This is a genomic window from Nocardia vinacea NBRC 16497, from assembly GCF_000308835.1.
GTDB lineage: Bacteria > Actinomycetota > Actinomycetes > Mycobacteriales > Mycobacteriaceae > Nocardia > Nocardia vinacea.
This window is the reverse complement of record NZ_BAGN01000202.1, coordinates 101,641-120,468: the sequence shown is the minus strand read 5'-3', so window position 1 is coordinate 120,468 and position 18,828 is coordinate 101,641. Positions and strand designations below refer to the sequence as shown.

Annotated in this window: 20 protein-coding genes; 6 read left to right on the top strand and 14 right to left on the bottom strand. The window is 65.4% G+C overall.

Going from position 1 to position 18,828, the window contains the following annotated elements:
- Nucleotides 1-119 precede the first annotated feature (119 nt).
- Nucleotides 120-695, top strand: a complete 576-nt coding sequence (locus ON44_RS28625; RefSeq protein WP_040695508.1) for a Uma2 family endonuclease — start codon at nucleotides 120-122, stop codon at nucleotides 693-695.
- A gap of 58 nt (nucleotides 696-753) precedes the next feature.
- On the opposite strand, the gene ON44_RS28620 is transcribed toward ON44_RS28625, so the two are convergent.
- Nucleotides 754-1,314, bottom strand: coding sequence for a peroxiredoxin-like family protein (locus ON44_RS28620; protein WP_040695507.1), 561 nt, complete (start codon nucleotides 1,312-1,314; stop codon nucleotides 754-756).
- A gap of 71 nt (nucleotides 1,315-1,385) precedes the next feature.
- Between ON44_RS28620 and ON44_RS28615 the strand changes: the two genes are divergently transcribed.
- Nucleotides 1,386-2,000 (top strand): TetR/AcrR family transcriptional regulator, encoded by a 615-nt coding sequence (locus ON44_RS28615; protein ID WP_040695505.1) that lies wholly within the window; start codon nucleotides 1,386-1,388, stop codon nucleotides 1,998-2,000.
- Here the strand turns inward: ON44_RS28615 and ON44_RS28610 are convergent.
- On the bottom strand, nucleotides 1,997-3,124 hold the full coding sequence (locus ON44_RS28610; RefSeq protein WP_040695571.1) for a GDSL-type esterase/lipase family protein: 1,128 nt from the start codon (nucleotides 3,122-3,124) through the stop codon (nucleotides 1,997-1,999). The two genes, ON44_RS28615 and ON44_RS28610, sit on opposite strands and share 4 nt — an antisense overlap.
- A 110-nt stretch (nucleotides 3,125-3,234) precedes the next feature.
- Between ON44_RS28610 and ON44_RS28605 the strand changes: the two genes are divergently transcribed.
- A complete protein-coding gene (locus ON44_RS28605) occupies nucleotides 3,235-3,708 on the top strand; it encodes a MarR family winged helix-turn-helix transcriptional regulator (RefSeq protein WP_040695503.1) in 474 nt (157 codons plus the stop codon).
- A gap of 162 nt (nucleotides 3,709-3,870) precedes the next feature.
- Here ON44_RS28605 and ON44_RS28595 read toward each other — a convergent pair whose 3' ends face one another.
- On the bottom strand, nucleotides 3,871-4,821 hold the full coding sequence (locus tag ON44_RS28595) for a helix-turn-helix transcriptional regulator (RefSeq protein WP_040695502.1): 951 nt from the start codon (nucleotides 4,819-4,821) through the stop codon (nucleotides 3,871-3,873).
- Nucleotides 4,822-4,884: 63 nt separating this feature from the next.
- Here ON44_RS28595 and ON44_RS28590 point away from each other — a divergent pair, with 63 nt between their 5' ends.
- On the top strand, nucleotides 4,885-6,039 hold the full coding sequence (locus ON44_RS28590; protein WP_040695499.1) for an epoxide hydrolase family protein: 1,155 nt from the start codon (nucleotides 4,885-4,887) through the stop codon (nucleotides 6,037-6,039).
- An 86-nt stretch (nucleotides 6,040-6,125) separates the two neighbouring features.
- A complete protein-coding gene (locus tag ON44_RS51375; protein WP_169338106.1) occupies nucleotides 6,126-6,278 on the top strand; it encodes a hypothetical protein in 153 nt (50 codons plus the stop codon).
- 7 nt (nucleotides 6,279-6,285) lie between these two features.
- Here ON44_RS51375 and ON44_RS28580 read toward each other — a convergent pair whose 3' ends face one another.
- The 4 genes from ON44_RS28580 to ON44_RS28565 form a co-directional block, all read right to left on the bottom strand.
- Complete coding sequence (locus ON44_RS28580) at nucleotides 6,286-8,226, bottom strand: 5-oxoprolinase/urea amidolyase family protein (RefSeq protein ID WP_040695568.1); 1,941 nt, start codon at nucleotides 8,224-8,226, stop codon at nucleotides 6,286-6,288.
- A 275-nt stretch (nucleotides 8,227-8,501) separates the two neighbouring features.
- Nucleotides 8,502-9,122, bottom strand: a complete 621-nt coding sequence (locus tag ON44_RS28575) for an urea amidolyase associated protein UAAP2 (protein ID WP_040695496.1) — start codon at nucleotides 9,120-9,122, stop codon at nucleotides 8,502-8,504.
- Nucleotides 9,119-9,868: a DUF1989 domain-containing protein gene (locus ON44_RS28570; RefSeq protein ID WP_040695567.1), complete on the bottom strand. Its 750-nt coding sequence runs from the start codon at nucleotides 9,866-9,868 to the stop codon at nucleotides 9,119-9,121. Before ON44_RS28570 ends, ON44_RS28575 begins: the two co-directional genes overlap by 4 nt.
- 182 nt (nucleotides 9,869-10,050) lie before the next feature.
- Nucleotides 10,051-11,586 carry an amino acid permease gene (locus tag ON44_RS28565; protein ID WP_040695495.1) on the bottom strand — a complete coding sequence of 512 codons (1,536 nt, stop codon included), beginning with the start codon at nucleotides 11,584-11,586 and terminating at the stop codon, nucleotides 10,051-10,053.
- Between the two features lie 232 nt (nucleotides 11,587-11,818).
- On the opposite strand from ON44_RS28565, the gene ON44_RS28560 reads away from it, so the two are divergent.
- Complete coding sequence (locus ON44_RS28560) at nucleotides 11,819-12,472, top strand: TetR/AcrR family transcriptional regulator (protein ID WP_040695494.1); 654 nt, start codon at nucleotides 11,819-11,821, stop codon at nucleotides 12,470-12,472.
- Between the two features lie 347 nt (nucleotides 12,473-12,819).
- On the opposite strand, the gene ON44_RS28555 is transcribed toward ON44_RS28560, so the two are convergent.
- From ON44_RS28555 to ON44_RS28525, 7 genes are all read right to left on the bottom strand, one after another.
- The gene (locus ON44_RS28555) at nucleotides 12,820-14,391 is read right to left on the bottom strand and encodes a TerD family protein (RefSeq protein ID WP_218007648.1); all 1,572 of its coding nucleotides are present in this window, start codon (nucleotides 14,389-14,391) and stop codon (nucleotides 12,820-12,822) included.
- A 64-nt stretch (nucleotides 14,392-14,455) separates the two neighbouring features.
- Nucleotides 14,456-14,986 (bottom strand): hypothetical protein, encoded by a 531-nt coding sequence (locus ON44_RS28550; protein ID WP_040695564.1) that lies wholly within the window; start codon nucleotides 14,984-14,986, stop codon nucleotides 14,456-14,458.
- Nucleotides 14,987-15,061: 75 nt separating this feature from the next.
- Nucleotides 15,062-15,862 carry a family 1 encapsulin nanocompartment shell protein gene (locus ON44_RS28545; protein WP_040695492.1) on the bottom strand — a complete coding sequence of 267 codons (801 nt, stop codon included), beginning with the start codon at nucleotides 15,860-15,862 and terminating at the stop codon, nucleotides 15,062-15,064.
- On the bottom strand, nucleotides 15,859-16,887 hold the full coding sequence (locus tag ON44_RS28540; RefSeq protein ID WP_040695491.1) for a Dyp-type peroxidase: 1,029 nt from the start codon (nucleotides 16,885-16,887) through the stop codon (nucleotides 15,859-15,861). Before ON44_RS28540 ends, ON44_RS28545 begins: the two co-directional genes overlap by 4 nt.
- 60 nt (nucleotides 16,888-16,947) lie before the next feature.
- Nucleotides 16,948-17,274 (bottom strand): cupin domain-containing protein, encoded by a 327-nt coding sequence (locus ON44_RS28535; RefSeq protein WP_040695490.1) that lies wholly within the window; start codon nucleotides 17,272-17,274, stop codon nucleotides 16,948-16,950.
- Nucleotides 17,275-17,473: 199 nt separating this feature from the next.
- The gene (locus ON44_RS28530; protein ID WP_083898201.1) at nucleotides 17,474-18,022 is read right to left on the bottom strand and encodes a dihydrofolate reductase; all 549 of its coding nucleotides are present in this window, start codon (nucleotides 18,020-18,022) and stop codon (nucleotides 17,474-17,476) included.
- Entirely contained in the window at nucleotides 18,019-18,825 is an 807-nt protein-coding gene (locus ON44_RS28525; RefSeq protein WP_040695488.1) for a thymidylate synthase, read from the bottom strand. Before ON44_RS28525 ends, ON44_RS28530 begins: the two co-directional genes overlap by 4 nt.
- Nucleotides 18,826-18,828: the final 3 nt, after the last annotated feature.

Here is an 18,828-nt window from a genome sequence, read left to right as displayed (position 1 = left end):
GCCTGCCAGAACCATGCCCACCCCCGCTGACACGCCACTGACATGAGCTGCGCGGGCTAGACTCGACGGACTGAGCGGACATCGTTCGCTCCCGTTCGATGAGGTTGGAGGTGGTTCCAATGGCAATGCCCGCTCCTCGGTCCGACCATTGGACGGCCGCGGACCTCGATCACATCCCCGAAGACGGATTACGGTACGAGGTGCTGAATGGCCAGCTCGTCGTGAACGCTGCTCCCAAGCCGCGGCATCAGTGGCTGATCAAATGGCTGACGCGCGCTCTGGACGACGTACTGCCTCCTGGATACGTCGTGCTGGAAGGCGTGGGCGTGCTGATCGGCGACGACGAGCCCATTCCCGACCTGATGGTGGCGGTCGGCCCGATCGACTGGGACGACCGCGGGGTCCCTGCCGAACAGGTGAAATTGGTAGTCGAAGTTGTCTCGAAATCGACGACGATGCAGGACCGCATGGTCAAGCCCGTGCTCTATGCCGCCGCTAAAATCCCCAACTATTGGCGCGTCGAGATCAACCCGTTCAAAGGCCAGCTAACCGACGAAAAGTTGCCGGTCCTGTTCGCGCACGCCCTTGGGCCGGAAGACACCTACGAACGGACGCACCGGGTGGCGGCCGGAGACACCGTCACCCTGCGCAGTCCCTTCGAATTCACCGTGGATCCGGCGTCGCTGATGCCATGAGCCGGACTTACTGTTCGGCGCGATTGTGTGTCTGAATCGCTCGTTCTCTGGCGGGTGGTCAAGGCCGCAGCTCAGGGGCAGGTACGAGCGCGAGCAGCTCGTCGACCGACCATTGATCATCGGCATGTCTGCCCAGTTTGCTGGCAACGACGCGCCCGCCGGGCGCGATGAGGAAGTCGCCGGGGAGCCCTAGCCGCCCGCCTTCGGGTTTCGATGGGGGAGCGGGCTTTTCCTTGCGAAGCACGGCCATGGTCGCGGTGGTGACACCGCGGATGATGGTTGGCCAGGTGCGGGGGTCGAGGAGGGCGCGGGGTTTGGCTTCGATGCCGAATTCGCGGTAGAGGGTTCGGGATGGGTCGGCGATCAGGTCGAAGGGGAGGTCGCCTTCGTATGTGCGCAATTCGGCTGCGCTGGAATGGAATACGACGACCTCGCGGATATCGGCGGCGAGGATTTCGGTGTGCCGGACCGCGAACGAGCGTAGGTGCAGGTTGCAGATCGGGCAGCCGGCGAAGCGGCGGAATTGCAGGTGGATCAGGCAATCCTGGTCCGGAATCCGAATTGTGCTGTCGGCGATGGTGACCAGTTCTCGGGTGGGCACCGTGGTCGGCAATGGCATGGAAACTCCCTTCGTAGGTGTACGACGTACGCCTACAACAAGTATGCGCGTACCTTGTACGCTGTCAACCCGTGCCCCGCCCTCGATCGCTGACCGGCCCCGCCATCGCGGCCGCCGCCATTGCGGTACTGGACCGCGACGGTCTGTCCGGCCTCACCATGCGCGCGGTCGCGAAGGAACTCCGTATAGCCACCATGGGCCTCTACCGCTACGTCGCCGACCGCGACGAACTCGAGCTGCTGGTCGTCGACCATCTCCTGGCCGATATCGACCTCACGCCACCGACCGACCCGGACTGGTGCGACCGCATCGCGGCCCTACTCGACCGCATGCGCACGACGGTATCCACCCACCCGGCCACGGTCCCGCTTGTCGTGCGCCACCGTCAGTCCGCCCCCAACAGCCTGCGCTGGATCGAAGCGATGCTGACCGTCCTCACCGATGCGGGCTTCACCGGAATCGGCCGAGTCCTTGCCCAGCGCACCCTGATGGCCTTCCTGCTCGGCCACCTCGAGAACGAGCACTACGGCCCACTCTCCGGCGCGGGCACCGCCGCGATGACCCGACTCGCCCCGGCCGACTACCCGGTACTCGTCGAGACCGCCACCGACGCCCGAAATGTCGATGCCGAGACGGAATTCCGCCTCGGCATCGAAATCGTCCTGCGCGGCCTGGCCCGTAACTAGTCGGTAAGCCCCGGGATCGTCATGGTCTCACCCATGATGCGGTGACCCGCATCGTTCAAATGCAGACCGTCGCCGCTGTCCAGATCGGGTCGGATGAAGTCGGGATCATTCGGATCCTCGACCGCCGCAGCCACGTCGAACACGGCATCGAAAATGGTTGCGGTGCGCAGCCATTCGTTGGCATCACGGCGAACCACCCGGCCCTCGGCGACATTCAGGTCCGGATAGATGACACCGGCGAAGGGGCCGATGGTGTTGGCGTACACCGCAAGTCCCGCCGCACGGGCGCGTCCGGCCAATTCTGTGAAACCGGCAATGAGCGCCTCGGCCGATGACGTGCTGTTGTCGAGGATCAGATCGTTGATACCGAAGTTCAGGACGACATGGGTCACGCCGGGAACTCCGAGCACATCGCGGTCGAACCGGGCCAGCCCGTGTTCGCCGATCTGGTCGGTCAGCAAGCGGGTCCCACCGATGCCCTGATTGAGAACCCAACCGCTGGTGAGACGTTCGTTGAGGATGTCGACGGAACGATGGTTCGCGCCGGGTGTGGACCCGACGCCTTCGAACCAGGAGTCGCCGAACGCGACAACGATCGGGCCACTCGTCGAGGTGAGCACGTCGACACCGGTCACATAGAAGCGCGAGGTGGTCTCCTCGGCTTCGGATAGCGCGATCGCGGCGACCTGATCACCGGCGGCCACGAAACTGGACTCCATCGGCAGATGCGAGAAGGGCGCCAGGCCGGTCTCTTTCGGCAGGTATACGCTGAGCGCCAGATCCGTACCCGCCGTTGTCGCGAAATCGACCGGGTCACTGACGATATCGGCCCCTGCCGGAATGATCACTTGCGCCTGGCCGTCGAAACGCAGCTCGGTATCGGTCTCCGCGACGATCTCGGCCCCGGACTTGCGCACCGCGATCCGGGCCGCGCCGATGGTCACCGGCGTCGAACCATAGCGGTTCGTCAGCCGCACTCGCAGCTGCTCGCCGCCCCCGACCATGTGCAGCACCTGGCGCACCGTCTCATCGGCGAAACTGCGCGGCTCGGCCAATCGAATCCGCTCGGTGGGGTCGACCAGTGTGGAACGGAAGCCCGCGACCCAGCGCGAAGAGGTAGTCATCGGAATCTCCATTTAGTTGCGGTGAGGAATATTGCGATGACAACAATCTAGCGCATCTATTCCTCGTGTCAACTATCCCCGTCGCAACTATCTCGGCTAAGCTCGGCACCGTGGACGCAGAACTCTTCGACGATCCAAGGCTCACCACCATGGGCCTGCTCTACGAGGCGTACGACGGTCTGACCCGCAAGTTGGAACCGACCTGGAAGAAGCACGGTCTGTCCGGCCTCGATGTCAACGCACTGATGCGCCTGAGCCGCTCACCGGAGCGTCGCCTGCGCATGACCGATCTCGCCGCCCAGACCAACCTGTCCACCAGCGGCGTCACCCGACTGGTCGACCGCCTGCAGCGCAATGGTTTCGTGCGCCGCGAGCTCGACTCGGTCGACCGCCGCAGCTCCTACGCGGTCCTCACCGCCGCCGGAGCGACCCGCCTGGCTCGCGTACTCCCGGACTACCTCGAGGTCATAGAGCGCTGGTTCACCGGTCTGCTGCCCCCCGACCAGCTCAACGCCTTCGTCGCCGGTCTGCGCACCATTCGCGATCAGGTGAGTCCGGAAGCCACCGCCCGCGAAGCCGACTGAGCACCTCAGGGCCAGCTCCTCCAGGACGGATTCCCGGCATTCGGTGAAGTGCAGGGTCGACGGCCGAATCCGCCTGTCATCACCGTCGCCGAGGTGGCCGGACTCGCCGTGCCAGGCGCGGTTGTCGAGATCGAGGCTGTCGCCGCCCTTCCGGCGTGACCGCTAGTCGATCGCCGCGGTGAGGCGATTGGTGAGTTCGCGTACGTGAGCGATCAGCTCGGGGGGTTCGTGAATTCGGCAGTCGAAGCCGAAAGTCGCTATGTAGATGGCGAGTTCGTCCAAGGAGTTGGCACCGGTGCGGAGCAGGCAGGTCCGATCGTCGATGGCCTCGATGACGCCGACGGTCGGGGCAATGCGTTCTGCGGCGACCTGGGCGGGTACATACAGGGTGACGCGGGCGGCATAGCGATAGGGGGAAGTCGTTGTGCCACTGGTGATGTAGTGGGCGAGGTCGGTTTCGGGTGGCTCGCGCGGGGTGAAGCACGGGCCGGTGGGGATGCGGGGGCGCAGGCGGTCGACGCGATAGGTGCGCCAGTCCGCGCGGTCGATATCCCAGCCGATGAGGTACCAGTGCCGGCCGGTGTGCACCAGGCGATGCGGTTCGGTGGTGCGCAATGATGTTGTGCCGCTGTGTGTTCGGTAGTCGAAGCGCAGGCGGTGATTGTCGCGGATGGCACCGGCGACGGCGGTCAGCACATCGGGATCGACGGTGGGACCCGCGGAAGGCACTGTGACGGTGACCGATTGGAGCAGGCTGACCCGATGCCGCAGCCTCGACGGCAGTACCTGCTCGAGTTTGGTGAGCGCGCGCAACGAACTGTCCGCGATGCCCGCGATGGTGCCGCCGGCCGCGGTGCGCAGCCCGACGGCAACGGCCACCGCCTCATCGTCGTCGAGCAGCAGCGGCGGCAGTTTCGCACCCGCCCCGAGACGGTATCCCGCGACACCGGCGGTCGCGTCGACCGGATAGCCGAGATTACGCAACTTATCGATATCGCGACGCACTGTGCGCACATCGACCCCGAGGCGTTCGGCGAGGTCGGTGCCGGTCCAGTCGCGAGGCGTCTGCAATAGCGACAGCAATCGCAGCAGGCGCGCGGAGGTTTCCAACATGGCTGAAAGTCTGCCGCAAACCTAGGGCCGAAACTGTCCTAGGCGGCTCATAGTGTGGTTCTCATGAGCACAGAAATCACCCCGTTCCGCATCGAAATCCCCCAGCAGCAGCTGGATGACCTGCGCAATCGTCTCGACAATGCGCGCTGGCCCGCACCGTTGCCCGGCGACGGCTGGGATATCGGCGTGCCGACCACCTGGCTGCGCGAACTGGTCGACTACTGGCGCAGCGGCTACGACTGGCGCGCCGCCGAGGCCCAGCTCAACACCTATCCGCAATTCACCACGGAGATCGACGGACAGCGCATCCACTTCCTGCACGTCCGCTCGCCCGAGCCCGGTGCCCTGCCGCTGCTGATGACGCACGGCTGGCCCGGTTCGGTCGTCGAATTCCTCGACGTGATCGGACCGCTCACCGACCCGCGCGCCCACGGCGGCGATCCCGCCGACGCCTTCCACCTGGTCATTCCGTCGCTGCCGGGATTCGGCTTCTCCGGTCCGGTCGCCGATAGCGGCTGGACCACCGCGCGGATCGGCGCGGCATGGGCGGAACTCATGCGCAGGCTCGGCTACGAACGCTTTGGCACCCAGGGCGGCGATATCGGTGCGGCGGTCGGCCCCGAGGTGGGTCGCGCCGCGCCGAAGCATGTTGTCGGCATACACACCAACGGTGGTCCCGACCCGATCCCTACGCAGCAACTGTCCGAGGACGAACTGGCGAGCCTGACCGATCTCGAACGGGACCGGATCCGACGCATCGAGGCGTTCATGCGGGAGGAGTTCGGCTATATCGCCATCCAGTCCACCCGCCCGCAAACCTTGGCGTACGGATTGGTGGATTCGCCGATCGGCCAGCTCGCCTGGATCATGGACAAGTTCCGCGAATGGACCTATCCGCGAAATGTGGACCCGGACAAGATCATCGACCGGGACCGGCTGCTGACGAATGTGATGCTGTACTGGCTCAACGGCACCGCGGGTTCGGCCGCCTACGTCGGTTATGCACAGCGCGCCACCTGGGGCGTGACCAAGTCGAACTCCGGTGTGCCCACCGCGTCCCTGGTCTTCGCCCACGATGTCGTTATTCGCCGGTATTGCGAGACCCAGAACACCATCACCCGCTGGACCGATGTGGATCGCGGCGGACACTTCGCGGCCCTGGAGGAACCGGTGCTGCTGACCGACGATATCCGCGAATTCTTCCGCGACCTGCGCTGAAAACATGGGCCTGTTCCGGCATGTCGCGGCCGGAGCAGGCTCACAATCAATGGCAGCGGGACGGTGGCAATGCAGAGGTGAGCGCCATGAGTGAGCCGAGACGGATTACTCAGCAACATCGGGAAGAGTTCTGGCGGCGCTGCGGCTGGTCACCGGGTCTGCCGGAGGCCGAACGACGCCATATCGAGGAACTCTGGGATGACGAGTCCATCGATACGGCGGAGCTCTTCGGCTGGTAATGCGGGATCAAGCGGTGAGTTCACCGGTCTGCCGCCAGGAGTCGCGTTCGGCGGCAAAGGCTTCGGCCTGTACCGCGCGGAATTCGTCGATGGATTCGGCATTATCGGACAGGAACTTCCGATAGTCGGCGAGCGCGAACTCGCCGTCCTCGGCTCGCACCTGGACATTGCCCGCCGCGAAATCGGCGCGCAGGTCGAGGAGTTCATCGGCCTCGACCGGATACCAGTGGATTCGATCGAAATAGCGCAACAACCAGGGGGATTCGTCGCTCGCATTGCCGGGGTGACGGTGGTTCCAGACTTGGGTTGTGCGGCCGACGAATTGGTAGCCGCCGGGACCTTCCATCCCGTAGATGCACAGGTACGCGCCGCCGATCCCGACGGCATTCTCGGGAGTCCAGGTGCGGGCCGGGTTGTACTTGGTGGTGACAAGCCGGTGGCGTGGGTCGGTCGGGGTGGCGACCGGTGCGCCGAGATAGACGTCGCCGAGCCCGAGGACCAGGTATTCGGCCCCGAAGACGGTGTCGTAGACGTCCTGTACCGAAGCCAATCCGTTCATGCGCCGGATGAATTCGATATTCCATGGGCACCAAGGCGCGTCCGCGCGCACACCGTGCATATAGCGGGTGATCGCCTCCCTCGTGGCTGGATCGTCCCAGGACAGCGGTAGGTGCACGGTGCGGCTCGGCACCACGAGCTGGTCGGAGGCGGGGATGCGGTGTTCGGCCTCGGTGAGCAGATCGAGTAGCGCGCGGACCGGCATGACCGTCGTATCGACTCGGATCTGCAGCGAACGGATACCCGGCGTCAGCTCCGTCACGCCGCGCACACCGACCTCGAGCAGGTGCTGGTGCAAGGCGTGCACGCGGGCGCGTAGCCCGAGATCCAGTGTCATGGCGCCGTATTCGACGAGTACGCCGTCATCTCCCTGACGGCGGTAGGTCACCCCGGTCTCGTTGTCGACATCGGTGCGGCGCAGTACACCGTCATCGCCGTCGCCGCCGGGGGAGAGCACCGTCGGCCATGCGGCGCGCCGGGCCGGACCGAGTTCGCGAACCGAGGCGGCGCGATCGCTGCGGATCGGGACGAAGCGCACGGCATCGCCGGGGGCGAGCTGACCCAGTTTCCATCGGTCGGCGGCGACCACCGTCACCGGGCAGACGAAGCCGCCGAGGCTGGGTCCGTCGGGGCCGAGCAGGATCGGCGTATCGCCGGTGAAGTCCAGCGCCCCAACCGAATACGGAGTGTCGTGGATATTGGACGGGTGCAGTCCTGCTTCGCCGCCATCGGTCCTGGCCCATTCGGGTTTCGGGCCGATCAATCGCACTCCGGTGCGATCGGAATTGAAATGCACCTCGTAGTCGGTGCCGACAATCGTGTCGAAGTCATTGCGGGTGAAGAACTCCGGTGCGCCGTGCGGACCTTCGGTGACGGCCAATTCCCACCGCCGAGTGAGGACGGGCTGCTCCTCCATCGGCACCGCCGCCGCCACCCGGCCCTGATGCGTGCCCAGCGGCAGCATTTCACCGGCACACAGCGCACTGCCCGCGCTGCCACCGAATTTGCCGAGCGTGAATGTGGCTGTGCTGCCGAGATATTCGGGCAGTTGAATACCGCCTGCGATCAGCACATAACAGCGCATGCCCGGCCCGCGTACCGGACCGATATCGAGCGTTCCGTCCGCCGGAACCAACACCGTTCGCCACTGCTGTACCCGGATACCGTTCACGGTGACATCGGTCGGCGCACCGGTGACGCACACCCACGTCGGCGCGGAAAACTTCAGCGCGGGACCGCCGAGTGTGCACTCGAGGCCCGCCGCGGCCTCCGGATTGCCGAGTACGCGGTTGCCGAGCCGGAACGACAGATCATCCATCGGTCCCGATGGCGGAACGCCGACGTGCCAATATCCGATCCGGCCCGGCCAATCCTGCACGGTCGTCAGCATTCCCGGCCGCAGCACTTCGATCCGCGACTCGGTGTCGCCGATAACTTCGAGGTCGTTCCCGCCGACCGAATCGGCCGATTCCAGCCTGCCGTTCGTGTTGTGCTCGGCGGATCCCATAGCGGCGGAAGTGACTTCAGTCGCTTCCGCCGTGTCGACGCTGATGTTCGCCCGGAACTGTCCAGGGGTGCCATCCGCGACGATCGAATGCTCGTCGATCGGCAGGGTCGACGACCCGGCCGGCTTCGCAGCACTGGTCGCGGACAAGCCGGTCGCGATCATCGGGTCACCACCATGCGCACGGGAGTGGGATCGAAGCCGTTGCAGGGGTTATTGATCTGCGGGCAATTCGACACCAGCACCAACGTGTCGATCTCGGCGCGCAGCGTGACCTTCTTTCCCGGAGCCGACAATCCGTCGACAATGCCGAGGGTGCCGTCGGCCTCGACCGGGACATTCATGAACCAGTTGATATTCGACACCAGATCACGTTTGCCCAGGCCCCATTTCAGCGCCTCGGTGAGGAAGTTCTCCACACAGGCGTGCTGGTGGCGGGTGTGATGGCCGTAGCGCAGCGTATTCGACTCCTGGGAGCAGGCGCCCGCGATGGTGTCGTGGTTGCCGACCTCGTCGGCGAGCACGGTCATGAGCGCGGTGCCCGCATCGGTGCGCAGCACACTTCCCGTGCCGAGGAAGATATTGCGCTGTGCGGTAATGGTGGCTTGCGCGCTGTAGCGGTCGGTGTGGTCGGCGGCCGAGTACAACAGGCAGTCCACCGCCTGATTGCCGTGCAGGTCGATGATTTCGAGCTGGTCGCCCGCGCGGACCACGGTCGACCATGGCGCGCACGCCGGCACGGTTTCGTCGAGCACAATGATGCGGGTCGGTGCCGAGATCATGCCCCTACCTCCAGAGTCGCGGCCGTCCAGGCCTGTTCGGTGTTTTCCACGGCCCGCAGATACTCCGGATCGGAATTATGCTGCACGGCAAGCTCTTCCGGCGCCGACCAGGCAACGATGTCGAGATCCGTCGCGGGCCGGTCATCGAGCGGGTGTGCGGTGTCGGTTACGAGCAGCACCACCGGCAGATGGATGAGCAGGTCGACCGAGGAACCCGCGCCCGCGCTGCCGGTGCCGGTCAGCGCACCATCGGATTCGACGCGGACGCCGCGGAAGAACGACACGGTCGGCCCGATATCCCGTGGTTGCAGCCCCTGCTTTGCGCCCGCGAGCCGCAGCAGCGCACGGCCTTCGGGCGTCGGGCCGCACAGGGTGTCGTGCCGACCGGAGGTGTCGGCGACAACGGTGGCCAGCACCCGCCCCTGATCCGAGAGCAGAGGATGTCCGGTACCTAGATACGCCTGCCACGGCACCTTCACGGTATCGGCGACATTGAGCCGCTCCCACAGTGCGTCGGCCCGCAGCAACAACACGTGCGCGCATGCGGCACCGGCGAGGTCCCGCAAGCGCAGCCTGGTTCCGCGACCGAGTACGACACTCGCATATCCACCGGCCGGAATACGTTGGGCGTAAGTGATTTTCGATGCAGCGACATCGTCCGGTAATTGCGGCCCCGAGATGGTTGCTGCGGCCGCTTGCGACCTCGCATGCGCGCGCGCTCCGGTAGTGGAGGCTGTGCTGGTCATCATTGTCCTTTCGATGCGGGTGCGTTCGTGCAACTCTTGTGCCGCGAAAAGTGCTCCGCGAGTGCTCGACACGTTTCGGGGACCGGTTCGGCGCGATCAGCTGCTGTTCGGGCGAGTCCGTATGTGCCACTCGGTCGGATGCCGCGCGGTGGCGGTCGTCGAGGCCGCCACCGCGCACCCGGTCAGGCCGGCTGGGCAGCGGGTTCGAGACTTTCGGTACTCGGACCGGCATTGACGATGCGATGCACGACAACTCCGACAGCGACCACGATCACCACGAAAAGCGGTGCGGCCCAGAGCATCCACCAGCCACCGCCATTCGGCGTGTAGACCTCGGCACGCGGCCAGGCCAGATTCACCGCCATCGCGACGCCCCAGACGACGGCGAGTGCGTTGATCGGAATGCCGAAGCGCCCCAGGCTGAACAGCCCGACAGCGCCACTGTCCCAACCCCTGATCCGCCGTATCAGCAGCGGCACTGTGACCAGCAGATACGCCAGATAGAGCGTCACGATGCAGACACTGGCCAGGGTGGCGAAGATCGCCGCATTGCCGAGATTGAGCACCAGCAGACCGATACCGAGCACACCGATGATCACCGCGGGCAGCACCGGTGTGCCGAAGCGTGGATGCACCACGGCCAGGCGACGGGCGAAGGGCAACTTGCCGTCTCGCGCCATCGAGAACATCAGCCGTGACCCCGCGGTCTGAATTGCCAAGGTGCACACCGTAATCGCCACCGCGACGCATCCGAGTAGTACCTTGCCGGCCGGGCTGTCCAGCTTCGAGGTGAGCACATAGGCGAGGCCCTCGGTGCCCAACGAACCATCATCCAGACTCGGCGCCGCCATCAACGCACCGAGCAGCAGCAGTCCACCGCCGAGCGCGGAGACCGACAGCGCGGTCAGAATCGTGCGTGGCGCGACCCGGCGCGGATTCTTGGTTTCCTCGGAAAGCTCTCCGGCGGAGTCGAATCCGACCATCACATACGCGGCCATCAGACCGGAGACGAGGAATGCCGCCCAATACGGCCCGGGTGCGGCCTGATCGGTTTGCAGCACCACGCCCGGACCACGCTCGGTGTGGGTGAAGAACAGCGCGATGATCGCCAGCACGCCGATGATCTCCACGGTGACACCGATTGAATTGATCCGCGCCATCAGATCAATGCCGATCACATTGATCACCGTGGTGAACACCAGCAGGATGCTGCCGAGCAGCACCGCATTTGTGGCGCCGGAGGTCGAGGTGAGCGCGGTGTCGTCGCCGACGATCTGGAATCCGCCCCAGATCGATGGCAGCACCACCTGTAGCGCGATTGCCGCAGCGGCGGCCGTGACGATCTGTGCAATGACCATCATCCATCCGGCGAACCAGCCGACGACCTCGCCGCCGAGCCGTCGCGACCACTGGTAGATACAGCCCGAAATCGGGTAGCGCGCGGCCAGTTCGGCGAAGTTCAGCGCGACCAGGAACTGTCCGACGAACACGATCGGCCAGGTCCAGAAGAATGCGGCCCCGCCGAACGAATAGCCGAAGCCGAAGAACTGGAAGATCGTGGTGAGGATCGAGACGAAGGAGAATCCGGCCGCGAATGAGGCATAGCGGCCGAGTTTCCGGTGTAGCACCGGCTGATAGCCGAAGCCGGCCAGGTCGGCATTGTCCTGGTTGGCGGGCGGTGGGAGGACGGGGGCGGGGGAATCGACTCTGGTGGCCATGGGGTTTCCTTCGCGAGCGGCCAATACCTATCGCATGACAGTTTTGCGTTCGTGATCGCGCTTTCGGTGTCCCTCGTGTATCGCTTCCGGGAACGCCGGTAACTTCTGCGTTGCCTGGATTTCTATCGAGTGACAGAAACCTCACACCTGGGCAATCGAGCTGGAAACATCAGACCGGTCTGATCGCTATGGCGGCGGTCGGCCGTATCGGACGCGGTGTCAGAATGACGGCGTGGCAAATCTCGGTCCCGGCCGTCCCCGTCTCGACCAGCGCCCCCGGCGTGGTCGGACGCCACGCGCCGAGATCCTCGACGCCGCCGGAGAACTGTTCACCACCAATGGCTATGCCAATACCTCGACGCGTGCGGTCGCGGATGCGGTCGGTATCCGGCAGGCCTCGCTCTACCACCACTTCGCGTCCAAGGACGACATCCTCGACGCACTGCTCGCCGAAACCATCGCCGGCCCCTTGGATCTCGCCGAACGCCTACACGAGGTGCCGGAGCCTGTGCACACCCGGTTGTACGCGCTGGCCTGGTTCGACGTGCGCCAGCTGTGCGCGTCGCATTGGAATCTCGGTGCGCTCTACCTACTTCCGGAATTGCGCACCGAACGCTTCGCCGCCTTTCGATTACGCCGCGACGAATTGCGCAGGCACTACGAAACTTTGGCGGCGGCGGTCGCTGCCGAGGCAGGCGTGCCAGGGGCCGAGGCCCTGCCGTTCCGGCTCGTGGAGACGGTGATCAACATCCGCTCGGACGAGGGCGGCGCACCCGCCCACGCCGAACGCGCCATTCCCGACGCGATCATGCGCATGCTCGGCTGGCGCGGCGATCTGGACGGCCTCCGCGCCGATGCCACCGGACTCCTGCAGCGTTTGGCCTGAACCGCCTGCGCGTCAGGACTTTCCGTCGACGTCAGCTGCCAGATTGGTCAGCATCGCGGTCAGCAGGTTCCTGGCGGCGTTGTGGTCACGATCGTGGACCACCCTGCTGCCGGGACATTCCCAGGTGCGGTCACCGAGGACCAGCCCACGGTGGATCCGTCTGCAAGCCCCGCAGACCGCACCGGCATTAGAGAAACACTGGCGTGCCGCCAACCCGACTACGGCCTGGCACCGACAACATCCGGTGGACCGCATCCCCGCCCACCATCGCCAATGACCACAAAAAGACCGACAAACGCTGATGAACAACACATCAGCTCGAACACCCAAGACGTTGGATGGCGACGCTAACCTTTGCCGCGTGTGGCTTTGAACTCGAAGCCCCAGTTGTACATGCGCGCGATTTCGCGGACTCCGCCACCGGGATGCCCCGAGGGCGGCCGGACGAATGTGCCGTCGCGACGAACGATCAACTCGCCGTTGACATTCTCGATATGCGCGAGGATCACATCGCGCGAATTGTCCTGGCAGCCGCTGATGATCATTTCGATCGGCGGCGAGTTCAGCGGATACAGCGTGGCGGTGGACTGCACGCCCTGGAAGTTGTTCGCACCGTCGTAGATCGAGGCGAAGACCAGAATCCGGCGGAACTGCGCGGTGTAGTCGAGATTGATATCGAGATTCTCACCGGTCGTGCTGCTGCCGGTCCGGTCGTCCTGGTCGAGCCGGATGAACGGCGGGCGATCCAGCGCGCCGAACGCACGGTCCAGGGCACGAACGGATCCGATCCGGCCGTCGGCCAGTTCGAAGAAGCAGCAGAGATCGAGGTCGAGGGCGTTGGCGCGCTTGCGGCCGAACAGACCACCGCCGCCGGTCTGCGCGGTGACCCAATTCAGGTTGACCCGCATGGTGCCCGAGGTCGCACCGTGCTTGGTCAGCGAGACCGTCGGCGCTTCCTTCGTCAGCGAAACCTTGCTGAGGTTGACCGGCGCGCCGGAAGCGGCAGCAGGCGGGGCGAATTGGTTGGCCGCGGTCGGCGGTGCATAAGGCTGCGGCGGTTGATTCGGCGGTGCATAGGGCTGCGGCGATTGGTTCGGTGGATAAGGGTGCTGCGCCGTCGGGCTCGCCGGATACGGCTGCGCCGGATTCGGCGGATACCCGGGCGGTGCTACGGGCGGATACTGCGCAGGTGCCCCGAACTGCTGCGGCGCAATGGGCGGCGTGAACTGCTGCGGCGCGGGCGGTGCCCCGAACTGCTGTGCCGCGGGCGGCGTGTGCTGCTGCGGCGTAGGCGGCTGCGCGGGCGGCGGCGTGTACTGCTGCTGTGGCGTGTACGGCTGCGTCGGAGGCGGCGGATAAGCCGGTTGCGCATGCGGCTGAGCCGCCGGCGTCTGCCCAGCCCCCGGATCATCAACCGAAATCCCGAAATCGGTAGCCAGCCCGGCCAACCCGGTCGCATACCCTTGTCCAACCGCCCGGAACTTCCACGCCCCTTGCCGTCGATACAACTCCCCGAGTACGAACGCCGTCTCGGTACTCGCCCCCGTACTGTCGAACCGCGCGGCCTCCGCCCCGCTCACCGCATCGAGCACCCGCACATAAAGCCCTTGGAACTGCCCGAATGTGCCACCATCCGCGGATGCCGCGATCACAATCGTGTCGATCTGCGATTCGACCTGCGCCAGATTCACCGACAACGTGTCGATGACTGTCGGTCCCGGGCGCTTACCTTCGTGTCGCACCGCGCCGGACGGATGATTCGGCTGGTTGTAGAAGACGAAGTCGTTATCCGACCGCACCTTCCCGGAGACGAGTAACAGTGCGGAGGCATCCGCATCCGGAACCCCTGGACCTGACTGCCACCCCAGCTCGACGCGGACCGAAGATATCGGCACCGCAACGTTGGCGCCCTTCATCATCGACACATCTGCCAAGGTATACGACCTGGGTGCGCCCTGTCTCGATCACTGCGGGCCCCAGCTGTCAGCGGGTGGGCGGCGCGATCTGCCAATGTTGTTGCAGCGCACCGGCGATCTCCGGCAGCACCGTGACCGGTACCCGCTTGCGCCGCAACATGGCCCGAATCTCGTTGACCTGCTCGCGTTTGCGCATGTCGTACGCCCCGGCGACGGGCCGCCGCACCGGCGGGATGGACAGCAGTACGAGTTCACCGTGCCGCTCGTCACCGCCGACCAGATCCAGCGCCAGCGACCAGCGGGCCCGCTCGTCGAGTGCGAACCGTCCGGCCACCACGCGCTCCCAGTCGATACTGGATTCCCGCCACGGCGTGCGCTGGTAGATCGCCCCTTCGGTGAGCACGACGACATCGCGCCCGAACAGTGCGACCAGCAGCGCGATTCCGGCGACCGCACCGGCCAGCAGACCGGTGAAGATCCGGTTGACTCCGAATCCGGTGACGATCGCACCGCAGACCAGCACGGTAACCGCGATCCCGAGCATCCCGTACAGCATTGCCCGCCCGGTCGGAACCACACCCGCGCGCACCATCGTCATCTCGACCTCCTGCATACCGCACCTCAACCTAGTCGGTCGGTTCACTGCTGGCTTCCCGATGCGGGCGGGTCAATGTCAGGATGCCAGCGCGACGGCCGCCTCGCCGGTGTAGACGAGGAATTGCAGACTCTGCTGGAAGTAGAGCTGCACCGATTGCGCGTCATGGGTCTGGTAGCCGATCGACAGGTCCTGGCCGAGCTGCAGATCGAAATCGCCGCCGCGCGTGGTCAGCACGAACGCACCGTCGATGGCCGGGGCCCAGATGATCTCGCCCTCCGGGATGAGGCGTTCGATATGGGTGCGGATCGGGTGGCCGTGATCGGAGGTCTCGCTGACCGCCGTGTACAGGTCAGCGCTCAACAGCACCGAATACGGACCGTCGACGCCCGCCAAACGCAGTGCGCTCAGCGCCTGGGCGACGGCCTCCGGCACCAGTCGCGGATCGCTGGGCAGGGTGATCGGCGAATTGGACGAACTCGCCCGAATACCGGTGATATTCGCGGCCTGATAACCCTCGAAGATCGCCCGGTCCTCGGCGAACGCGATCTTGCGCGCGGCCTCTTTCACCGCATCCAGATCGGTGTCCTGCGCACCGCGCTCGACATCGTCGAGCTCCTCGCGCGACAACGTGAACGGCACCCGCAACTCGACCAGCGGCGCGACCACCCGCTGCCGGGCCTGCACCCCCTCATCCGGTGCGGTGATGACGGTGGTGCGGCCGAGGCCGACCGCGGAGTAGTCGGTGCCGTGCGGCCCGGACAGGTCGACCACCCGACGACCGGCGATATGACGCTTGAAGGTGCGCGTCGCCTCTTGCTCGATGGCTGTCCATGCCTCGGCGGTGATCGGCGCGAGTTCGCGATGGAGGTTGTTCATGATTGCATGCTCCTTTTCAACGTGCCGATACCCAGAGAACCGTTACTGCCAACACGATTCGGCGATAAAGATTCCTCGAGCGCTGTCGCGGCGACCTCGGGTGCGTCGGGGAGGTCGTCGAAGAAGTCGAGGGGCGGTGCGAAGAACAGCGTGCCGGTCACCGCGATGGAGAAGTCCAGGATCCGGTCATAGGCCGCCTCCTCGGTGCCGATGAACATCCGGGTGAGCATGGTTTCGGTGATGCTCGGCGTGGCCGCGTAGGCGACGTAATAGGTACCGAACTCGCCGTCCTTGACGCTGCCGAAGGGCATATTGGCGCGCAGGATCTTTCGCTCGGTGCCGTCGTCGTCGGTGACGGTGTTGACCGCGACATGCGAATTCGCGGGCTTATCCGCATCCGAGAGCTCGAAATCGTCGAGTTTGGTACGCCCGATCACCCGTTCCTGCTCCTCGACCGACAACGCCCGCCACTGCGCCATGGTGTGCAGATACTTCTGCACGATGACATAACTGCCGCCCGCGAAGTCCGGATCCTCGTCGCCGACGAAGGCCGCGCTGAAGGCCGCAGAGCCTTCCGGATTCTCCGTGCCGTCCACGAATCCGAGCAGATCGCGCTGCTCGAAATACCGGAACCCGACGGTCTGATCGACGATGGTGACCGCGCCGTCGAGCCGGTCACCGATCGTCATCGCCAATTCGAAGCAGGCGTCCTGGGATTCGGATTTGATGTGGAAGAGCAGATCGCCCGGCGTGGTCGGGGCACTGTGGTGCTCGCCGACGAATTCGGGCAGCACATGCAGTTCGGCCGGTCGCGCGCCCGCGAAGAGGCGATCCCACGCGTCGGACCCGATCGATGCGACGCAGGTGAGCCCGGCGCCGGGCAGCCGGAAACCGACCGAACGACGCAACCCGGGGAGATCGGCGAGCAGGTCGCGCACCGCCGCTTCGCCGCCCTCGTCGATTGTGGCGACGAGGAAGATGGCGGCCGGTGTGAGCGGTTCGAGGATCGGCTGCGGCTCACCCATGCGCTCCACCCTAGAGGGCGGCACCGACAAACCGGCCACGCGGTGCGGCCCCGCCGGCCCCTACTTGGCGACTGTCAGCAGGAATGCGACATCGTCCACAGCCTTGACGCTGTGCCGTGCCTTGGGGACGACCAGCAGGTCTCCGGCCGACCCCTTCCACTCGTTGGTGCCGCTGATCAAGGTCAGTGTGCCGCTGAGCACCAGCAGTGTGGACTCGCCTGCATTGTCGTGTTCGGCCAGGCTCTGGCCCGCCGACAGACCGACCACAGTCTGCCGCAGCGCATTGGCATGACCGCCGTAGATGGTTTGCGAACTGCGCCCGCTCGTGGCGGTGCTGGCCAACTTGAGCTGTTGGCGCGCGACCGCAGTCAGCGATTTCTTGTCCATGGACCACCTTCCGCAGATGCAATCAGCCGGATCAGGGCTGGTGACACGGGCTGATATCCAGGAGTATGCCCGACCGACGGGTGACGTGTGTCCGGTTTGGACGCCGTGGCGGTGTGCGGCGTGTTCACCGCCAATCGGTGCTCGAACCGTATTGCGCGCTCCCGAATGCGTTATGCGGAAGGTTTGCCGACTGGTCGGCTTACTTGCGGGTGTAGCGACGAATCCGGAAGCGCAGGCCGGTCTTCGACTCGTGCCACGGCTCGGTGTCCCCGGCGTGCCATTCGGGGCCGATGACGGGGGCGTAGGCGTCACCATCGACGGCGGTGTCCACCTCGGTGACGAGCAGGTCGGTCGCGAAATCCATGGCGGCCCGGTAGATTTCGCCGCCGCCCATGATCCAGACGTCCTCCGGTGCGCTCGCGGCGAGTGCATCGGACAGCGACGCGGCGCGTTCGGCACCCGCACTCGACCAGTCGGGCTGCCGGGTCACCACGATATTGCGGCGACCGTCGAGCGGGCGGAATCTGGGCGGCAGGGAATCCCACGTGCGCCGGCCCATGATGACCGGATGCCCCATGGTGACGGCCTTGAAATTCGCCATATCCTCGGGCACACGCCAGGGGATCGTGTTCTCGAAGCCGATCACCCCGTCCGGAGTCTGCGCCCAGATCAGACCTATGGTGCGGTCACGCCCTCCCGTCGCCCGACCACCACCCCGCACCGAATCGCTACGCGATGCTGTATTCATACCGCAACCGGCGCCTTGATCGCCGGATGGTGTTGGTAGCCGACCACTTCCACATCTTCGTAGACGTAATCGAACAGCGTCGGCGCGGGCCGCAGGTTCAATGTCGGGAACGGGTAAGGCTGCCTGGTCAGCTGCTCGGTGACCTGCTCGACATGGTTGTCGTAGATATGGCAATCGCCGCCGGTCCAGATGAAATCACCGGGTTCCAGCTCGGTCTGTTGCGCGACCATGTGCGTGAGCAGGGCATAGCTGGCGATATTGAACGGCACGCCGAGGAACAGGTCCGCGCTGCGCTGGTAGAGCTGGCAGGACAGCTTGCCGTCGGCGACATAGAACTGGAAGAACGCGTGGCACGGCGCCAATGCCATCTTGTCGAGGTCGGCCACATTCCAGGCCGAGACGATGATGCGCCGGGAATCCGGATTGGTGCGCAGGGTGTGGAGTACTTCGGCGATCTGGTCGATATGGGTGCCGTTGGGGGTGGGCCATGATCGCCACTGCACGCCGTAGACCGGGCCGAGTTCGCCGTGGCGATCGGCCCATTCGTCCCAGATGGTGACGCCGTGTTCGTGCAGCCAGGCCACATTCGAATCGCCGCGCAGGAACCACAGCAATTCGTAGATGATCGACTTCAGATGCACCTTTTTGGTGGTGATCAGCGGAAAGCCCGCGGCGAGGTCGTAGCGCAGCTGATGGCCGAAGACGCTGCGGGTGCCGGTGCCGGTGCGATCCGCCTTCGGGGTGCCGGACTCCAGGACCAAGCGCAGCAGGTCCTCGTACTGGGTATCAGCATTGTTGGCCACGCC

Bases quoted from the DNA above. Each gene is read 5' to 3' on its own strand.
- ON44_RS28545 (WP_040695492.1), bottom strand. From the start codon at position 15,862: ATGAACAACCTCCATCGCGAACTCGCGCCGATCACCGCCGAGGCATGG.
- ON44_RS28580 (WP_040695568.1), bottom strand. From the start codon at position 8,226: ATGCTGACGACCGTGCAGGATTGGCCGGGCCGGATCGGATATTGGCAC.
- ON44_RS28610 (WP_040695571.1), bottom strand. From the start codon at position 3,124: ATGACTACCTCTTCGCGCTGGGTCGCGGGCTTCCGTTCCACACTGGTC.
- ON44_RS28550 (WP_040695564.1), bottom strand. From the start codon at position 14,986: ATGACGATGGTGCGCGCGGGTGTGGTTCCGACCGGGCGGGCAATGCTG.
- ON44_RS28595 (WP_040695502.1), bottom strand. From the start codon at position 4,821: ATGTTGGAAACCTCCGCGCGCCTGCTGCGATTGCTGTCGCTATTGCAG.
- ON44_RS28620 (WP_040695507.1), bottom strand. From the start codon at position 1,314: ATGCCATTGCCGACCACGGTGCCCACCCGAGAACTGGTCACCATCGCC.
- ON44_RS28555 (WP_218007648.1), bottom strand. From the start codon at position 14,391: ATGATGAAGGGCGCCAACGTTGCGGTGCCGATATCTTCGGTCCGCGTC.
- ON44_RS28590 (WP_040695499.1), top strand. From the start codon at position 4,885: ATGAGCACAGAAATCACCCCGTTCCGCATCGAAATCCCCCAGCAGCAG.
- ON44_RS51375 (WP_169338106.1), top strand. From the start codon at position 6,126: ATGAGTGAGCCGAGACGGATTACTCAGCAACATCGGGAAGAGTTCTGG.
- ON44_RS28570 (WP_040695567.1), bottom strand. From the start codon at position 9,868: ATGACCAGCACAGCCTCCACTACCGGAGCGCGCGCGCATGCGAGGTCG.
- ON44_RS28540 (WP_040695491.1), bottom strand. From the start codon at position 16,887: ATGGGTGAGCCGCAGCCGATCCTCGAACCGCTCACACCGGCCGCCATC.
- ON44_RS28535 (WP_040695490.1), bottom strand. From the start codon at position 17,274: ATGGACAAGAAATCGCTGACTGCGGTCGCGCGCCAACAGCTCAAGTTG.
- ON44_RS28575 (WP_040695496.1), bottom strand. From the start codon at position 9,122: ATGATCTCGGCACCGACCCGCATCATTGTGCTCGACGAAACCGTGCCG.
- ON44_RS28625 (WP_040695508.1), top strand. From the start codon at position 120: ATGGCAATGCCCGCTCCTCGGTCCGACCATTGGACGGCCGCGGACCTC.
- ON44_RS28530 (WP_083898201.1), bottom strand. From the start codon at position 18,022: ATGAATACAGCATCGCGTAGCGATTCGGTGCGGGGTGGTGGTCGGGCG.
- ON44_RS28565 (WP_040695495.1), bottom strand. From the start codon at position 11,586: ATGGCCACCAGAGTCGATTCCCCCGCCCCCGTCCTCCCACCGCCCGCC.